Source organism: Neobacillus sp. S1115, from assembly GCF_055385565.1.
The window spans coordinates 4,308,323-4,324,386 of the sequence record NZ_AP038275.1; the positions used below are offsets into that span (position 1 = coordinate 4,308,323).

The 16,064-nt window shown below is 40.5% G+C and carries 13 protein-coding genes, 2 tRNA genes and 2 other annotated features (1 of these 17 cut by a window edge); of the genes, 7 read left to right on the forward strand and 8 right to left on the reverse strand.

The genetic code is table 11. The annotated features are described in order from the left end of the window. Positions 1-61, reverse strand: a binding site (T-box leader); it reaches 187 nt to the left of the window's first position. A gap of 36 nt (positions 62-97) precedes the next feature. Next, positions 98-351, reverse strand: a binding site (T-box leader). Positions 352-540: 189 nt separating this feature from the next. Beyond that, positions 541-1,818 (forward strand): MFS transporter, encoded by a 1,278-nt coding sequence (locus ACZ5B7_RS20865; RefSeq protein ID WP_213145157.1) that lies wholly within the window; start codon positions 541-543, stop codon positions 1,816-1,818. Between the two features lie 29 nt (positions 1,819-1,847). Here ACZ5B7_RS20865 and ACZ5B7_RS20870 read toward each other — a convergent pair whose 3' ends face one another. From ACZ5B7_RS20870 to ACZ5B7_RS20880, 3 genes are read right to left on the reverse strand one after another with little or no spacing between them, the layout of a single operon-like run. After that, positions 1,848-3,710, reverse strand: a complete 1,863-nt coding sequence (locus tag ACZ5B7_RS20870) for a PTS fructose transporter subunit IIABC (protein ID WP_464490864.1) — start codon at positions 3,708-3,710, stop codon at positions 1,848-1,850. Between the two features lie 14 nt (positions 3,711-3,724). Next, a complete protein-coding gene (pfkB, locus tag ACZ5B7_RS20875; RefSeq protein ID WP_423798829.1) occupies positions 3,725-4,639 on the reverse strand; it encodes a 1-phosphofructokinase in 915 nt (304 codons plus the stop codon). Next, positions 4,636-5,385 carry a DeoR/GlpR family DNA-binding transcription regulator gene (locus ACZ5B7_RS20880; RefSeq protein ID WP_213145154.1) on the reverse strand — a complete coding sequence of 250 codons (750 nt, stop codon included), beginning with the start codon at positions 5,383-5,385 and terminating at the stop codon, positions 4,636-4,638. The genes pfkB and ACZ5B7_RS20880 overlap by 4 nt, the downstream gene beginning before the upstream one ends. A gap of 212 nt (positions 5,386-5,597) precedes the next feature. On the opposite strand from ACZ5B7_RS20880, the gene ACZ5B7_RS20885 reads away from it, so the two are divergent. The 3 genes from ACZ5B7_RS20885 (at position 5,598) to ACZ5B7_RS20895 (ending at position 6,158) form a co-directional block, all read left to right on the forward strand. Further along, positions 5,598-5,671: transfer RNA gene (locus tag ACZ5B7_RS20885), tRNA-Gly, on the forward strand. Positions 5,672-5,679: 8 nt separating this feature from the next. Beyond that, positions 5,680-5,771: transfer RNA gene (locus ACZ5B7_RS20890), tRNA-Ser, on the forward strand. A 99-nt stretch (positions 5,772-5,870) separates the two neighbouring features. Further along, entirely contained in the window at positions 5,871-6,158 is a 288-nt protein-coding gene (locus ACZ5B7_RS20895; protein ID WP_464490865.1) for a DUF6509 family protein, read from the forward strand. A 138-nt stretch (positions 6,159-6,296) separates the two neighbouring features. On the opposite strand, the gene ku is transcribed toward ACZ5B7_RS20895, so the two are convergent. Next, positions 6,297-7,133: a non-homologous end joining protein Ku gene (gene ku, locus ACZ5B7_RS20900; protein ID WP_464490866.1), complete on the reverse strand. Its 837-nt coding sequence runs from the start codon at positions 7,131-7,133 to the stop codon at positions 6,297-6,299. A 127-nt stretch (positions 7,134-7,260) separates the two neighbouring features. Between ku and ACZ5B7_RS20905 the strand changes: the two genes are divergently transcribed. Then, entirely contained in the window at positions 7,261-9,102 is a 1,842-nt protein-coding gene (locus tag ACZ5B7_RS20905; RefSeq protein ID WP_464490867.1) for a DNA ligase D, read from the forward strand. A 739-nt stretch (positions 9,103-9,841) separates the two neighbouring features. Here ACZ5B7_RS20905 and dapF read toward each other — a convergent pair. The 4 genes from dapF to ACZ5B7_RS20925 form a co-directional block, all read right to left on the reverse strand. After that, positions 9,842-10,825: a diaminopimelate epimerase gene (gene dapF / locus ACZ5B7_RS20910; protein WP_464490868.1), complete on the reverse strand. Its 984-nt coding sequence runs from the start codon at positions 10,823-10,825 to the stop codon at positions 9,842-9,844. A gap of 80 nt (positions 10,826-10,905) precedes the next feature. Beyond that, a complete protein-coding gene (locus ACZ5B7_RS20915) occupies positions 10,906-11,697 on the reverse strand; it encodes a hypothetical protein (RefSeq protein ID WP_464490869.1) in 792 nt (263 codons plus the stop codon). An 834-nt stretch (positions 11,698-12,531) separates the two neighbouring features. After that, complete coding sequence (locus tag ACZ5B7_RS20920; RefSeq protein WP_464490870.1) at positions 12,532-13,386, reverse strand: patatin-like phospholipase family protein; 855 nt, start codon at positions 13,384-13,386, stop codon at positions 12,532-12,534. 125 nt (positions 13,387-13,511) lie between these two features. Further along, complete coding sequence (locus ACZ5B7_RS20925; protein ID WP_241114010.1) at positions 13,512-13,835, reverse strand: DUF4870 domain-containing protein; 324 nt, start codon at positions 13,833-13,835, stop codon at positions 13,512-13,514. Between the two features lie 169 nt (positions 13,836-14,004). Here ACZ5B7_RS20925 and ACZ5B7_RS20930 point away from each other — a divergent pair, with 169 nt between their 5' ends. Together ACZ5B7_RS20930 and ACZ5B7_RS20935 are read left to right on the forward strand one after the other, a co-directional pair. Next, on the forward strand, positions 14,005-15,132 hold the full coding sequence (locus ACZ5B7_RS20930; RefSeq protein WP_464490871.1) for an amidohydrolase: 1,128 nt from the start codon (positions 14,005-14,007) through the stop codon (positions 15,130-15,132). A gap of 305 nt (positions 15,133-15,437) precedes the next feature. Then, on the forward strand, positions 15,438-15,995 hold the full coding sequence (locus tag ACZ5B7_RS20935) for a GNAT family N-acetyltransferase (protein WP_464490872.1): 558 nt from the start codon (positions 15,438-15,440) through the stop codon (positions 15,993-15,995). The last annotated feature ends 69 nt before the right edge of the window (positions 15,996-16,064 follow it).

Genomic DNA, 16,064 nt, shown 5'->3' on the forward strand with positions numbered 1-16,064 from the left:
CCATTCCCCGACTCTCTGGAAAGAAACAAATATGCTTACTCCTCTTGCTCATCGATTTCATTATTTTTTTGACAATAAAAAAGGGCCTCCCGTCCATAAAAAGGACGGGAGACCCGTGGTGCCACCTTCATTAGCTAACTAATTAGCTCACTTTACCGATATCAAAGAAAAATGCTTTAATATCTGTCTCATGTAACGATGAGATTTCGCCAAAGCCTACTAGTCCATTATATGGAAGGTTCGGTTTGGAGGCTCCGAAGTCCATTCACTTAAACGTCATCACTGATTTTCACCAACCATCAGCTCTCTTTTGAATCCGTAAAAGCTACTACTCTTCATCACTGCCGCAAGTTCATTTTGTTGTTTTTTATATTATTACAATAACCAGTATATTGTCAAGGGATTAATTTTAGAATTATCGAATTTTTCACAAAAGCAATCTAATTTCCCTTACCATTAAAAGGATTACTTCCTTAAGTTTTTTTAAATCGAAATAGTGAATATTAACAGTACAAAGAAAAAAGGCGGGATAGAGGATAAATGGAACACATTGAACAATTGTGGAATAATCCACGGACCGCTAAAAAAAAGCAATCAAAGGCTGGCCAAAATCGATCAAGTGAGATATCTAACAAGAAGTGGGCAATTCTATCTATATCTTCCATTCCATTGGTCATGACTTTAGGAAATTCCATGTTAATTCCGGTATTACCGGCATTGGAGAAGGAATTATCCATTTCTTCCTTTCAGTCGAGTTTAATTATAACTGTTTATTCAATCGTAGCCATTATCTTAATACCAGTTGCCGGCTACTTATCTGATCACATCGGCAGGAAAAAAGTAATTATCCCAAGTTTAATTATCGCCGCGCTCGGGGGATTGCTTTCAGGATGGGCTTCTTGGAAATTGGACGCTTATTGGCTGGTTTTAGTCGGCCGTGCGCTTCAGGGGGTTGGTGCAGCTGGGGCATTTCCGATTGTCCTGCCGCTAGTCGGTGATATGTTTAAAAATGAGGATGATGTGAGCACCTGCTTAGGAATCATCGAAACCTCCAATACATTTGGCAAGGTTCTAAGTCCGATTTTCGGAGCAATTTTAGCTGGGTTTATCTGGTTTTTGCCGTTTTTCTCGATCCCTGTATTTTGTCTTATTTCAGTACTTATGATGGTATTTCTTGTTAAATCACCACAAAAAAAGCAAAAAACAATCCCATTTAGGGATTTCTTTATGAATGTTAAAAAGACTTTTGCTGAAAGCGGTCGTTGGCTATATGCCATCTTTTTTATTGGCGGTATTCTTATGCTTGTTCTGTTTGGCATCTTATTTTACCTATCAGAAGTGTTTGAAAAAGAATATGGCATTAAAGATCTTAAGAAAGGGTTCTTTTTGGCATTACCTCTTGGAGCACTTTGCTTATCCTCCTTTATCGGCGGAAAGGTGATTAAAAAAAATAAAGTGTTAATGAAGTGGTTAACATTTGGCGGAATTCTGGCTGCAGGGCTTTCTATTGCGGCCTTATGGATTTCCATTAAGCTTTGGTTTATGATTTGCATGTTTCTGATTGCGGGGATTGGCATTGGTCTAGGACTCCCCTCTCTTGATGCGCTTATTACAGAGGGAGTCGAAAAGAAAGAGCGGGGTACCATTACCTCACTTTACAGTTCGATGAGGTTTATTGGCGTTGCTGCCGGACCTCCGATTATCGCTTTATTGATGAAGTTTCCGAACCACTGGATTTTTATTTTAATGAGCAGTTTAAGCGTCTTGGCAGCCATTGTGGCTCTTTTCGCCATTAAACCGCCTCCGGAAAAAAGTTAAAAGCCGGCCAAAGATGCCGGCTTTTTCTATTATTTTACTGGTTTTTTCAAGAATCCGATTAATAACGCTGAAACAACCGCGCCAGCAAGAATTGCCAGGGCGTACATAAGAGCTCCGTTTTCTACTAATGGTACGACGAAAATTCCGCCATGAGGTGCCCTTAAGCCAATATGAAATGCCATGGATAGAGCACCGGCTACCGCAGAACCTGCCATAACGGATGGTATCACCCGGAAAGGGTCTGCTGCCGCAAATGGAATCGCACCTTCTGTAATAAACGATAATCCCATTACATAGCAAGCCTTACCCGCATCTCGTTCCTCAGTCGTAAACTTATTCTTAAAAACGCTCGTAGCAATAGCAATTCCTAATGGCGGCACCATGCCTGCCGCCATAACCGCTGCCATTGGTTCGTAAACGCCACTCGCCAGCAAGCCTGTACCGAATACATAGGCCGCTTTATTAATAGGGCCGCCCATATCAAACGACATCATTAAACCTAATACAATTCCTAAAAGAACAGCGTTTCCAGTCCCGAGACCGGTAAGCCAATGAGTAATCTCTGTATTTAACCATGCTACCGGTTTGTTAACAACATAATGCATAATAAATCCAGTAATGGCGATCCCTAAAAGTGGATAAATTAAGATTGCTTTGATTCCTTCCAGCGACTTTGGAAGTCCGGCAAATACTTTCTTTAAAAGCAGAACAATATAACCAGCCAAGAATCCGGCAATTAACCCGCCTAGGAAACCTGCGCCGCCGTTTGCCGCCATCATACCGCCAACCATACCGGCTGCAAAACCAGGGCGGTCTGCAATACTGAGGGCAATAAATCCAGCTAGAACGGGTACAATCAGTTTAAATGCGTTGTCGCCGCCAATGGTCATTAATGCTGCAGCAATCGGATTATAGGATGGATCGTCCGGCTTAAAGGAGTTATAGCCAAACATAAAGCAGATTGCAATTAGGATTCCGCCCCCAACAACAAATGGAAGCATGTTTGACACACCGTTCATTAAGTGCTTGTAAAATCCCGTTTTTGAACCTTTTTGCTCTGATTTTTGAGTACCTTCAGTGCCGCTGCCATTGTAGACTGGAGCGTCCTTTTTTATAGCCCGTTCGATTAATTGCTCTGGGCGCCGGATGCCATCAGCGACCGCCGTCTGTATGACATGTTTTCCTTTAAACCGTTCCATTTCGACATTGATATCGGCAGCTACAATAACTGCTGTTGCATTTTCAATTTCCTCTTTTGTCAAAACATTTTTGGCTCCGCCAGAACCGTTTGTTTCAACCTTGATATTGACACCCAATTCAGCAGCCTTGGCCTTTAAGGAATCTGCCGCCATATAAGTATGGGCGATACCGGTTGGGCATCCAGTCACTGCTACAATTGAATTCTTTTTCGTCTCAGATACTGCCTCCGCTTTCTCCTCTTTATCAAAACGGTTGATGATACCTATTATTTCATCCGCAGATGCGGCCTTTAATAACTCATACCGTACTTCAGCTTTCATTAACAATCCGGACAGACGTGCCAAGGCTTCCAAATGAGTGTTATTAGCCCCTTCTGGTGCAGCAATCATGAAAAATAAATGGGCAGGCTTTCCGTCCAACGATTCATAGTTAACACCGGTAACGGATTTACCAAAGGCAATAGCCGCTTCTTTAACTGCCGCCGTTTTTGCGTGTGGAATCGCAATTCCGTCGCCGATTCCTGTCGTACTTTGGCCTTCTCTTCTTAAAATGGCGGATTTAAAATCATTTTGGTTTGTTATTTTTCCCGCCTTCAGCAGTACATCTACAAGTTGATCAATTGCTTCTTCTTTTTGTTTACCATCAATATTTAAAAGGATTGTATCTATTGTAAGCAATTCAGTAATTTTCATTTTGGTTGTCTCCTCTACCTGATTTCCTTAATCTGAACTTGTGGAATAAGCTCAGCCACTTGATCCTTAGTACAAAGTCCTAACGAGAAAGCGGTGGCACTTCCTGAGGCAACACTATATCGGAATGCTTCGATTAAATCTCCTGTTCTTTCGTAAGCGGCCAAAAACCCTGCCACCATAGAATCCCCGGCCCCAACCGAGTTTTTAACCTTACCTTTTGGAACATTAGCGAGCAGCGTACTATCCTTATTAATGAATACCGCTCCTTGATCAGCCAGTGAAACAATGACATTTTCAGCTCCCATCGAGACAAGCTTTTTCCCAAACGGGATGACTTCCTCAGGGCTTGATATTACGGTATCAAACAGTTCTCCTAGCTCATGATGGTTTGGTTTAATTAAAAACGGCTTAAATTTTAGGACATTTTTCAATAAGTCCCTTTCCGCATCAACAACAAATTGCGCTCCAGTTTCTTTACTAATTTTAACTAGCTCTTCATAAGTAGTTTTTGGCAATGAGCCTGGTATACTTCCCGCCAAGACTAATAAATCGTTCGCATTTAGTTGGCAAATTTTATCCTTCAGCAAGCCGAAAGCAGTCTCTGATATATCCGGTCCTTTTGCATTAATTTCTGTTTCCTGGCCTGTTTTAAGCTTTATATTAATCCTAGAGTCCTCTACGACCTTCACAAAATCTGTTTCTATATTTTCTTTTTCAAGAAATTGCTCAATATATGCTCCAGTAAAGCCTCCGATAAAACCAAGCGCTTTACTGTTCGTTTCCATTTGCTTTAAAACTCTGGAAACATTAATTCCCTTTCCTCCGGGAAATTTTGCTTCGCTCTCAGTTCGATGTAATTCTCCCAACTGAAAGCTATCAAGTTTCACAATATAGTCAACCGAAGGGTTTAACGTTAATGTGTAAATCATGCTGTCACGACCTTTATTGTGGTTCTATTTAAATATTGATGTCCAATTTCTTCTTCTAGTTCATTTGTAATAATCGAGGCTTCATGAATATCGGCAATTTTGGCAAATGATATTTCCGAAAACTTAGTACTGTCTGCCAGTACAAAAGCCTCCCTTGATAAGAAAACCGCTTTTTGCTTTACCATTGCTTCTTCTTGGTCTGGGGTGGTAAAGCCGAATTGAGGATGAATGCCATTTACACCCATAAAGCATTTGTCAAAACGGTAAAACTCAAGGCTTTCCAGGGCCCCCCGGCCAATTAATGCATTTGTTTTTTGTTTTGCAAATCCGCCAATTAAGAAAGTAGAAATACCTTTATTTAATAACCCCGGTAAATGCATAAAACCATTTGTTACCACGACAATATCGTTTGGCAGGCTATCAATCATTTCAAAAATAGTTGACCCTGCATCTAAATAAATGCAATCCCCTTCTTCCACTAAACCAGCCGCATATTTTGCAATCAACTGTTTTTCATGAAGGTTTTTGGAGGATTTCTCTATCATGCTAGGCTCCTGGAGTTTTCCCTGCAGCCTTGATGCACCACCATGGATTCTTTTTAAAAACTTTTGTTCCTCAAGTTGAGACAAGTCCCTGCGGATCGTTGATTCGGAGGAACACGTTAGCTCCATAATTTCCTGGATTTTAATAATACCCTTTTCCTTTAATAATTGTAGAATAAGCCGATGACGTTCAGGAGTTAACAAGTCATCACCACCTATTTTTTATTGTTATGTTTATATAATACTGTAACCGATTGCAAAAATCAATCGTTTTCAGTCAAAAACATCCAAGTTTTTGACTGATTTTTAGTAAAAAATAAAAAACCCTTCCAAAACCGTTCATATTTTTGCATTCATTAAATTTTTTTCTACCACTCTTATTAGTATTATGCTATAATGATCTTGTCTTTAATTATGCGGGTGTGGTTTAATGGTAGAATTTCAGCTTCCCAAGCTGACGGCGGGGGTTCGATTCCCCTCACCCGCTCCAAATGAGTTGGAGGAGTACCCAAGTGGTTATAAGGGGGCGCACTCGAAATGCGTTAGGACGGGCAACCGTTGCGTGAGTTCGAATCTCACCTTCTCCGCCATACATAGGACTAAAAACGCCAGAGATTTCTGGCGTTTTCTTATTGAAACAAAATATGTCATAATAATAAAGTCAATAATTTATGCAAAGGATGATATAGTTGAATATTACGGGTCATACATTAGAAAAATTGGAAGATCCATTTGGTTTATTATCGGGGGACCGTTACGAGATTTTTCTTGACCTTGATATAGATGAAGAGGATGAACTTTTTTCTGATAACGGTGTTGGGTTAAGGGTCCTTTTTGTAGTGGACGAGAACGGATCAAAAATCTCCAATTATCACTTTTTTGAAAAAGGGAGCGATAAAGTATTTGATTTTGCTCTTGAAGAGGATGAAGAGCAATTAGTTTTTGACTACTGCCAGAGCATAATTAGAGAAGATTAAAAGCAGGGGACTTCCCCTGCTTTTCCTTTTGTTCTAGGAAATTATAAATTAAGTCTTTGCGATAACTTTTTATCAGAATAGACATGTCCAGCTCCAGGCCATACGCCGCTGACCAGGGCGCTTGCGCTTTTGTTCTTGCTACGCTTCTTTTTTGATTTTTGTCGCTGTCTTCTTTCTTGGAGGAGCTGCAGCAGTCTTTTTCGGCTTGGTGCGATCAATTGAGGCCTGAAGGGCCGCCATTAAATCAGTTACATTCGTCGCAACTTCCTTCGTTGCGGCGGTTACTGTGTCTTTTCCTTGTCGTTTTGATTCAATTAATTCCAGCAAGGCAGTTCGATATTCATCTGTGTATTTTTCCGGCTCAAATACGGATGTTAATTGGTCAATAAGCAAAATAGCTGTATCCAATTCCTTTTTCGTTACCTTATCTTCTGAAGGCACATTCGGAACATCCGCAGCCTTACGAACTTCATCTGGAAAATGAATGGTTTCCATGACTAAGGTGTTCTCATAGACGCGAATAACCGCAAGCTGTTCCTTCGATCTTATCACAATTTTAGCTATCCCTACCTTTTGGGATTCCTCTAATGCCTTTCGCAAAAGTGAATAGGCCTTACCTCCTCCCTCATTTGGTGACATATAATAACTTCTCTCAAAGTAAATTGGGTCAATTTCTTCAATTTTGACAAAGTCAATAATTTCAACAGCCTTTTCTTCATTTTCCTTCCGCAGTTTTTCTAGATCTTCCTCATCAAGAACAACAAATTTTCCTTTCGTATATTCATAAGCCCTTACAATCTCTTCTGGTTTAACCTCTTCTTCACAAACAGTACAAACTTTTTCATATTTAATCGGGGCGTGACATTTCTTATGCAGTGTACGCAGCTTGATATCCTTATCTTCAGTTGCCGTATGAAGCTTGATGGGAATGTTAACAAGCCCGAAGCTGATACTGCCTTTCCACATTGTATGCATAAACGTTTCTCCAATCTTTTTGTTATTAGTTTTTGATCTCTTTGAGCTAACATTCCTAAAAACAAATGGAAATGGATGAAAGGCTTGTTTTTCAGCCAATATAATGAAAAAAGAAAGGGCATTTTCCATGAAACCGATGCTCCCCACGCTGACTTTTGATCAGCCTGTTCAGAAAGACTGGCTCTTCGAAGTAAAATATGATGGATTTCGAGCCATACTGGATTGGGATTCAAACGGGATCCAATTGACAAGCCGAAATGGGAAATCCCTATTACCACAATTTCCGGAAATAGAGGATTTTTTATTACAGCATGAAAATGAATTTAAACCATTTCTGCCGCTTCGACTCGATAGTGAACTTGTTTTCCTTGAAAATCCCTATAAAGCTAATTTTTCAGCCATTCAAATACGCGGCCGCTTAAAAGCAGCGAAAAAAATAGGTGAGCAAGCCAAAAATTCCCCCTGCCGCTTGATGATTTTTGATTTATTAGTCCAAAATGGGAAGCCGATGTATGGCCTTGAATTTTTAAAAAGAAAAGAAGAACTGAACAGATTATTTAAAAAAACAGGACTGGAATTAAATGCTGACCCATATAATAAGCAGCTTCTGCAGCCTGTTTTGGCCTATGAGGATTTTTATGAAATATGGGAAAAAGTGGTGCTATACGACGGTGAAGGGATTGTAGCTAAACACGCCTCAAGTATTTGGGAGGAAGGAAAGCGGTCTTTACAATGGCTAAAGTATAAGAATTGGAAATATGTCAGCTGCTTTGTCACCTCCTATGATAAAACAAATGGCTATTTTTATGTGGGGGTATATAAGGATGACTCCATTTTCGGGGTAGGACAAGTTTTGTTCGGCTTTAAACCGGATGAAAAACAGGCCCTTGGGCAAATCTTAAAACAAAATATGGTCAAAGAGGATACCCAATTTATTTTTGTAGAGCCGGCCATCTGCCTGGAAGTGAAATATTTGGAGCTTTATGAAAACCAGCTTCGCGAGCCTCATTTTGACCATTTCAGATTTGATTTGGTACCAGAGGACTGCACCTATGATAAATTTATTTTTCAGCAAAAAAATCTACCTGAAGACCTTGAAATCACTCATCCTGATAAGCCGCTGTGGGACAAGTTCAATATCAGGAAAGCTGATTATATTTTGTATTTAAGGGAAATTTCCCCATATATGCTGCCATTTTTAAAAAATCGCTTACTTACCGTCATTCGCTTTCCGCACGGGATGTTTGGGGAAGCATTTTATCAAAAGAATTGTCCAGATTATGCTCCGGATTTTGTCCATACCCATACAGCTGATGACATTGATTATATTCTCTGCAATAACTTAAAAACCTTGATATGGCTTGGAAACCAGCTTGCCATTGAGTTTCATGTGCCATTTCAAACTACCATAAGCAAGGGGCCAAGTGAAATTGTGTTTGACTTAGATCCTCCATCACAGGATGAATTCCATTTGGCAATAAAGGCCGCTTTATTAATAAAAGAGGTTCTTGATCAGTTAAACTTGATCGGATTTATCAAAACCTCTGGTAATAAGGGACTGCAAATTTATCTTCCATTGCCAGAAGATGAATTCAGCTATGATGACACAAGATTGTTTACGAGCTTCATCGCCGAATATTTGATATCAAAAGATCCCGATTCCTTTACGATCGAAAGAATGAAAAAGAAACGAGGAAACAGGTTATATGTGGATTATGTCCAGCATGGGGAAGGAAAAACGATTGTTGCGCCATATTCGATGCGAGGGAACGAGCATGGCGGGGTTGCTACACCGCTTTTTTGGGAGGAAGTAGACGAAAAGCTTAACCCTAGGATGTTTACATTGGACTATGCTTTAGAACGAATTAAGCAGTTTGGGGACCCATTTAAAAACTATTTCCAAACGAAATCAATTCAGCCCTTCGCGCCTGTACTGGAAGTATTAAAACAAAATTCACGAGGAAAATGATATTAATCTAAAGGCTTTTCAACAGGTCTGTTGATTGGCGCTCCAGGCACTTCGCTTTCCGCGGGCGTGCCGGGGAGCCTCCTCGTCGCTAAAGCTCCTGCGGGGTCTCCCCTGCCCCGTACTCCCGCAGGAGTCTTCGTGCCTTCCGCGCCAATCAACAGGTGTTAAATAAAGAACTTCAACTCAAATAAAAATAAGTGGTAAGCCAAAACAGTGTAACCAATTTGATTATGGATTTGTTTCTATTATGGGAGGAGCAAGGAAAAGAATAAGCTTAAATCGCTTATCTAAATCGAGAAGAATGCTTTATAAATTTAGAAAGGAAAAAATTTGAGCGAAGCTTCGCAGATTCAAAAGAAAAGCCGCATGAACTCACTACTGTCGGTGAAGTGGATTAAATAATGTAAGAGAACAGGCTATTCTTACTTCAGCCCGTCAGAATAGAAAAGATTTCAATACACTTAGCAAGGCTGGAAAATGTGTGTGCAATACTTCAGGTTGATTTGCCTCCCAGCTGATTGGAGCGGAGGGCACTCGACTCCTGCGGGATAGAGAGGTCACTGGAGACCCCGCAGGCGCCATAGCGCCGAGGAGGCTTCAGGACCTCCCCGCGGAAAGCGAGTGCCCGGAGCGGAAATCAACTGGCCCAGTTGCATAGACAATCAATATAGACTTAGACAAAATAAAAAATTGCCAAGAAAATTAACCTTTCTCGACAATTTGAGGATAAGGGGATTCCTTATCCTTTTAGCGTTGTACTTAAATACTCCTGCACCTCTCCTTGCAGCTTTTCGTAGGTTTGCTGCTCCGAGAGCTCCTCTTTGCGTGAAACTGTGAAGGTTGCGCCGCTTAGGTCAACACTTATAGCGGCATTATATAGATATGTGGCATTGCCGATTAGATCAATCCGGTACTTGCCATCCTGGTGGTGAACAATGCAGTGAACTTTTCCGCCATTGTTATAAACCTGAATACTTGTTTCAAGTTCATTTAACCCCTGCAGGCAGGTTACTAAGGAAGAAGCAGACATCGCCGTTCCGCAGGCATTTGTAAAGCCAACTCCGCGCTCAAATGTCCGCACATAAATGGCGCCAGATTCAAGCGGCTTTACAAAACTCACATTCACCCCATCAGGGAATAATTCATTTGGTTCGTTGACTTTTTCACTTAATTCTTTTTGAAGGTTACCTTCAAGCTGTCCAGCAGTAACAATCGCCACTAAATGAGGATTTGGAACCGCCAGGGCTGTAAACATTAAATCATCCGACAGCTCTTCAATTTTTTCATTCAGAAGCGTTGGCTGATCTAAATTCAGCGGCAAAGCACTTAATTCAAATAATACTGGTGAAATTTCTACCTGATAGGTGGGGACACCGTCATAAATTTCCGGTTTCCGGCTTACTTTTAGATTCGCTTTCATGGTTTCGATTACGGCTTCATCCAGCCCTTTTAGCTCGCAGACATAGCGGGCAACCAAGCGAAGCCCGTTTCCGCACATCGAAGCCTCAGAGCCGTCTGCATTGAAAACCCGCATTCTGCCATCCGAGTTTTCACTATTTATCACATACAAAATTCCATCGGCACCTAGCTCGCCTTCCCGGCTGCAAAGCAGCTTAGCAAGTTCAGCCCTTTCACTTTCGGAAAAAGAATAGCCATTCGTTATTTCATCAATGATTAGAAAATCGTTACCAGAGCCATGTCCTTTAATTAATGTTATGTCCACAAAAAAACCCCCGTCTAGCTGTTTGGTAAATTTATTATATATCATACCAAACAATAAGAAAGAGGGGAAACAAGTTGATTTTATCTTTCAATAAAGTATTCATTTATTAAAAATGACAGCCTTAACAGCTTGTCCTCCTCTGATAAGCTATCTGTGAAGGTGAGTACCGGGGTATTGGGATTCGGAAACAGGCCGCTCCATTCCATCGGCATCCAGCCTCTTCTAAGCCTCCCCACCATTCTTTCTCCTTTGTTTAAAACCTGCTCATCCATATACAACGCGGAGCCCTCCACGGCGCCAATATATTTACCATTTTCATCCATCAATTCTTTCTTGTATTTGTTCCAGGAAATTTTCCTTTTCTCCATGCACCCCAAGTAATTCCAATTCCTATCAAACACTTCAATTTTAAGAATTTTGCTTTCGTTTACCTTATAAAAACCAATCATCTCATCATTTGAGTTGCAGAGAGTAAAGGTTTTGTTGCGGTTATAGTTGAAATAACCTCTGCCAGACTTTTTCACTATCGAGGCCGCTAAATGTCCGTTTGGAAAAAAAAGCTGTAATCTGGGAGAAAAGGTTTGGACATGAAGAAGTAACAAGTGGCGGGCCTCAAAAAAAGACCGGGCAGGTTTTTCTTCTTTAATCAAGATCAAATTTCGCTGAATCGACTGCGATTGCTTCATTCTAAAAAGATAGAGTTGAAACGCAAAGAAACTATAGAGGATAAACGGAATGGTTAAAAACATAATTTCATTTGTTTTAAAAAAGGAAAAATTCCCTGAAACAATCAGCATGGCCGGCAGTATGGCAGCAATGCTGCCGTTTAAACTAAGATTGGCGGAAGCCCGATAATGTTGGTCTATTCTCATTAAGAAAACTCCTTATCATTTCCTTTCTATATTAATCTATTTTTGCTTCCGCTAAAAAATGATAGAAGTTTTTCTATCAATCAAAAAATAGAAAAAGAAGAGTCAATCTTCTCAGGCTGTCGAGGAGCTTTAAATAGTCTCTTTTATTTCACTTCATTACACTTTATTATTCACAGTGTTAAGTTGTTGAAACTATTAGCTTTGCAACAGGTCTGTTGATTTGCGCTCCAGGCGCTTCGCTTTCCGCGGGCGGTACGGGGAGCCTCCTCGTCGCTAAAGCTCCTGCGGGGTCTCCCCTGCCCCGTACTCCCGCAGGAGTCTTCGCGCCTTCCGCTCCAATCAACAGGTGTATTCAATAAAGAACTTAAACTCTCAATAAATAATAAAAATAAGTGGGAATTTTAATATTTATGCCAAACAGAATTGAATTTCCCCTCCCATATAGCCTGGTTATGCTCGAAAAATTTACCAGCCTCGGAGGTTATTACTTCTATATGCGACCGAACACTTCAAAGGATTGCTTGGTTGGGAAGATATAACCTCCATATGCGACCGAATGTATTGTGTTGCAATTCTTTAAGTTGATTTGCCCCCTGTTGATTGGAGCGGAGGGCACTCGACTCCTGCGGGATTGAGAGGTCACTGGAGACCCCACAGGCGCCATTGCGCCGAGGAGGCTCCAGGACCTCCCCGCGGAAAGCGAGTGCCCGGAGTGGAAATCAACAGGCCCATTAGCAGAAAAAACATTTAAAAAAATCGCTAGTTTAGACAAAAAAATTGCCGAGAAAGTACCTTTCTCAACAATCTAAGAAGAGTTGCTGTTGACCTCTTCTTTTACTCGTTTATATATTTTATGATAGAGTCTTTTAATGCTTTTGCATCCTCATAGCCTTGATTATAAAGTATTTCTAGTTTACGCGGATTACGTTCAATTCTTCCTACTTGAAGCTTAACTGTAGGGCGGATGACAAAGCTGCTCCCATTTTTCTCTTCTTCATCCAAGTAATTGAGCGTATCATTATATTGTTGATAGCGATTCCGAAGTGCTGTTAACAAACCACTATATTCAGGGTACCTTCTGTCAGCCAGAAAATGAAATTTAGATGGTTTTTTTTGATAACCGGCATTACGGGTTAAGATGACAATATTTTTTTCATAGCCATCCTGTTTTGCCTTTTTGATTGGAATGGGGTCGCTGATTCCACCATCGAGCAGAATTTTTTCCTTAAAACGGATTTCAGGTGCAATAAACGGCAATGAACTGGAGGCCCTTAAAACAGTCAGAAGATCTTTCCCATAATCCTTTTTACTATAATAAACGGGTTCCCCAGTCATGCAATCAGTCGTCCCGATGACAAATTCTGAAGGATTTTGATAAAACCTGTCAAAGTCGTAAGGAATATGTTTGTTAGGAATTTCATCAAAAATAAAATCCATTCCAAAAATTTGCCGATTCTTAAAATAGTTTTTCCACGAAATATAGCGTGGGTCAGAAGCATATTCAATCGTGACGGTTTTATTTCTGCCTTTTTGTTTCGATAAATAGGAGGCTGCATTGCATGCCCCTGCAGATACGCCAATAACATAGGGGAAGAACATTTCCTGCTCTAAAAAGTATTCGAGGACACCCGCAGTATAAACACCGCGCATCCCTCCGCCTTCCAAAACCAAACCGACTCGATGATTCATGCAGATCCGTCCCTTCTTTGCCAATTAAACAATAGAAATTATAGATTATCTCTGCCCATTTGCAAAATGAAAAGACTTTTTTAGCTATAAAAAAAGACTGTCAAAGACAGCCTGTCATCCCTCACTTATTTTATTAACCGGAAAATCCACGGGAAACGGTATTCCTTTCCTTCATAAGCTTTCACCGCGGCAATAATATTAAATACTGCGGCCGCGATACCGACCACCCAAATTAGGAACAGCCCGACAAGTAGAACAATAAGGATACTGCTAATGACAAAGTAAACAATATAAGAAATTGTGAAATTAAAATATTCCTTCCCATGATAATCAATAAATGCTGACTCATCCTTTTTTAACAGCCAAATAATCAGCGGTCCAATTACAGGCACAAAGAAGTTTAGCACATACATGACAGCAGCCATTGTTCTTTCCTCATTACTAACCAAACGCGCTCCCCCCTAATAAATACTCCTATATACTATTACGCAAAACATATTTAAATGTGTCATTAGTACCAAAAAACACCGGAAAAATAATGAAAAAGCCTTTAATAACCACTTTTCCCTTGTTAAAATGGATAAAATACTATAAACCCATTCAGAAAGGTTTTTATTTATGAAAAAATTACTTTTAAAAAACGCGGCCATTTACCCGGTTACATCTGCACCGATTCGCTGCGGTGATGTATTAATTGAAAATGGAAAAATAATAAAAGTAGAAGAAAACATCACCTATGACGCAGACATCCAAATAATCGATTGCGAAGGGCACTGCCTCTTTCCTGGATTTATCGACGTTCACACCCATTTGGGTTTGTATGACGAAGGTACAGGCTGGGCCGGCAACGATGCCAACGAAACGCATGAGCCGATGACGCCGCACATCAGGGCCATTGATGGGGTTCATCCACTAGATCCTGCTTTTACAGATGCGGTAAAAAGTGGCATCACCACAGTCCATATTATGCCGGGAAGTGCCAATGTAATTGGCGGTACCACCGCCATCATCAAAACTACCGGAAAAAATATCAAAAAAATGATTGTCGAGGAGACGGCAGGGCTAAAGATTGCCCTAGGGGAAAACCCGAAGCGAATTCACAGTCATGGAAACAGTAATTCCATAACAAGAATGGGAATTATGGGGATGCTTAGAGAAGCTTTCTATCAAGCCATTAACACGGAGAATCCTGATGATTTTCGGATTAAACCCCTCGTTATGGCACTGAAAAGAGAAATACCTATAAGAATCCATGCCCATCGTGCAGATGATATTATTACTGCATTACGGCTCGCTGAAGAGTTTAATCTTGATTTGCGAATTGAACACTGTACGGAAGGGCATTTAATAGCGAATGAGCTTTCTGGTCTTGGTTTACAGGTATCGGTTGGCCCGACTTTAACGCGAAGATCGAAAATCGAACTAAAAAACAAAACATGGAAAACCTATCAGGAGCTTACCAAGCATGGTATTGATGTATCGATTACGACTGACCATCCATATGTACCCATTCAATATTTAAATATTTGCGCAAGTCTTGCCATCAGGGAAGGCTTGCCGGAACAGAAGGCGCTTGAAGGCATCACAATCCTGCCGGCCAAAAATCTGAAAATCGATCACAAAGTAGGAAGTATTGAAGCAGGAAAAGAAGCGGATTTGGTCCTTTGGAGCCAGCACCCATTTCATTATTTGGCGAAACCATTATGGACAATGATTGGCGGCGAGTTCATCTATCGGGATTCATAGAATATTGTTGAAAAATGGCAAAAAATTTCACCAAAAATCCTACAAATAACTATTTATTTTTTAAAACTTTTCTTGTATGATTTTCTAGGTGAAACTAATTTTATTAGCGTAATTCCATTGGGGGTTTACAATCATAATCTGCTTTACACAAACAAAATAGGGAAGGCAAATGGTGCGCCACCAGTCATGACTGGTTCTAGTGGGTTCGATTCCCACCCCGAAATTTTTTTTCAACTTAAAAAAATTTCGAGGGTGGGCCGCTTCTTTTGACATGGGATCGGTATGCCCTAAATGGAGGGATAATCATGTTAAAAAAACGCGATGTACATGACAGCCACGAATTATACAATCTAATTACGCATCCAGATGTCTTCCCTTTTGTGCGCCAAAAAGCCGCTTCCTATGAGGAATTTTTATTTATGACAAAACAAACCATTGAAGCAGAAGAGCGCGGGGAGATCATATCCCGGACGATCCTTGATGAATGGGGATCACCAATCGGGACCATCAGCTTATTTGATGTTGAGGGCAACGCCGGATTTCTGGGAACATGGCTCGGAAAACCATATCATGGTAAAGGCTACAATAGTTTAGCTAAAGACGCATTTTTTCAAGAGTTATTTTATGAATTAGGCATCGAAACAGTTTTTATGAGAATCCGTAAAGTTAATATTCGCTCCATAAAAGCTGCGGAAAAACTCCCCTATGTTATGAAAGCAAATGAATCTAGAAAATCGTTGTATGAACAATTAAATGCAAATGGTGACATTTTTGATTTATATGAAATTCCTAAAGACCTTTATACCTTAAATTTGCTGCGAAACGGCTCAAATTCAGGAGAATCTCAGCGTCTCGAAGCATAAAGCTGATTGCAAAAGAAAAGGCAGTCGTGGTTAATAAAACCCCGATTGCCTTTTTTAGTAAGATAACAA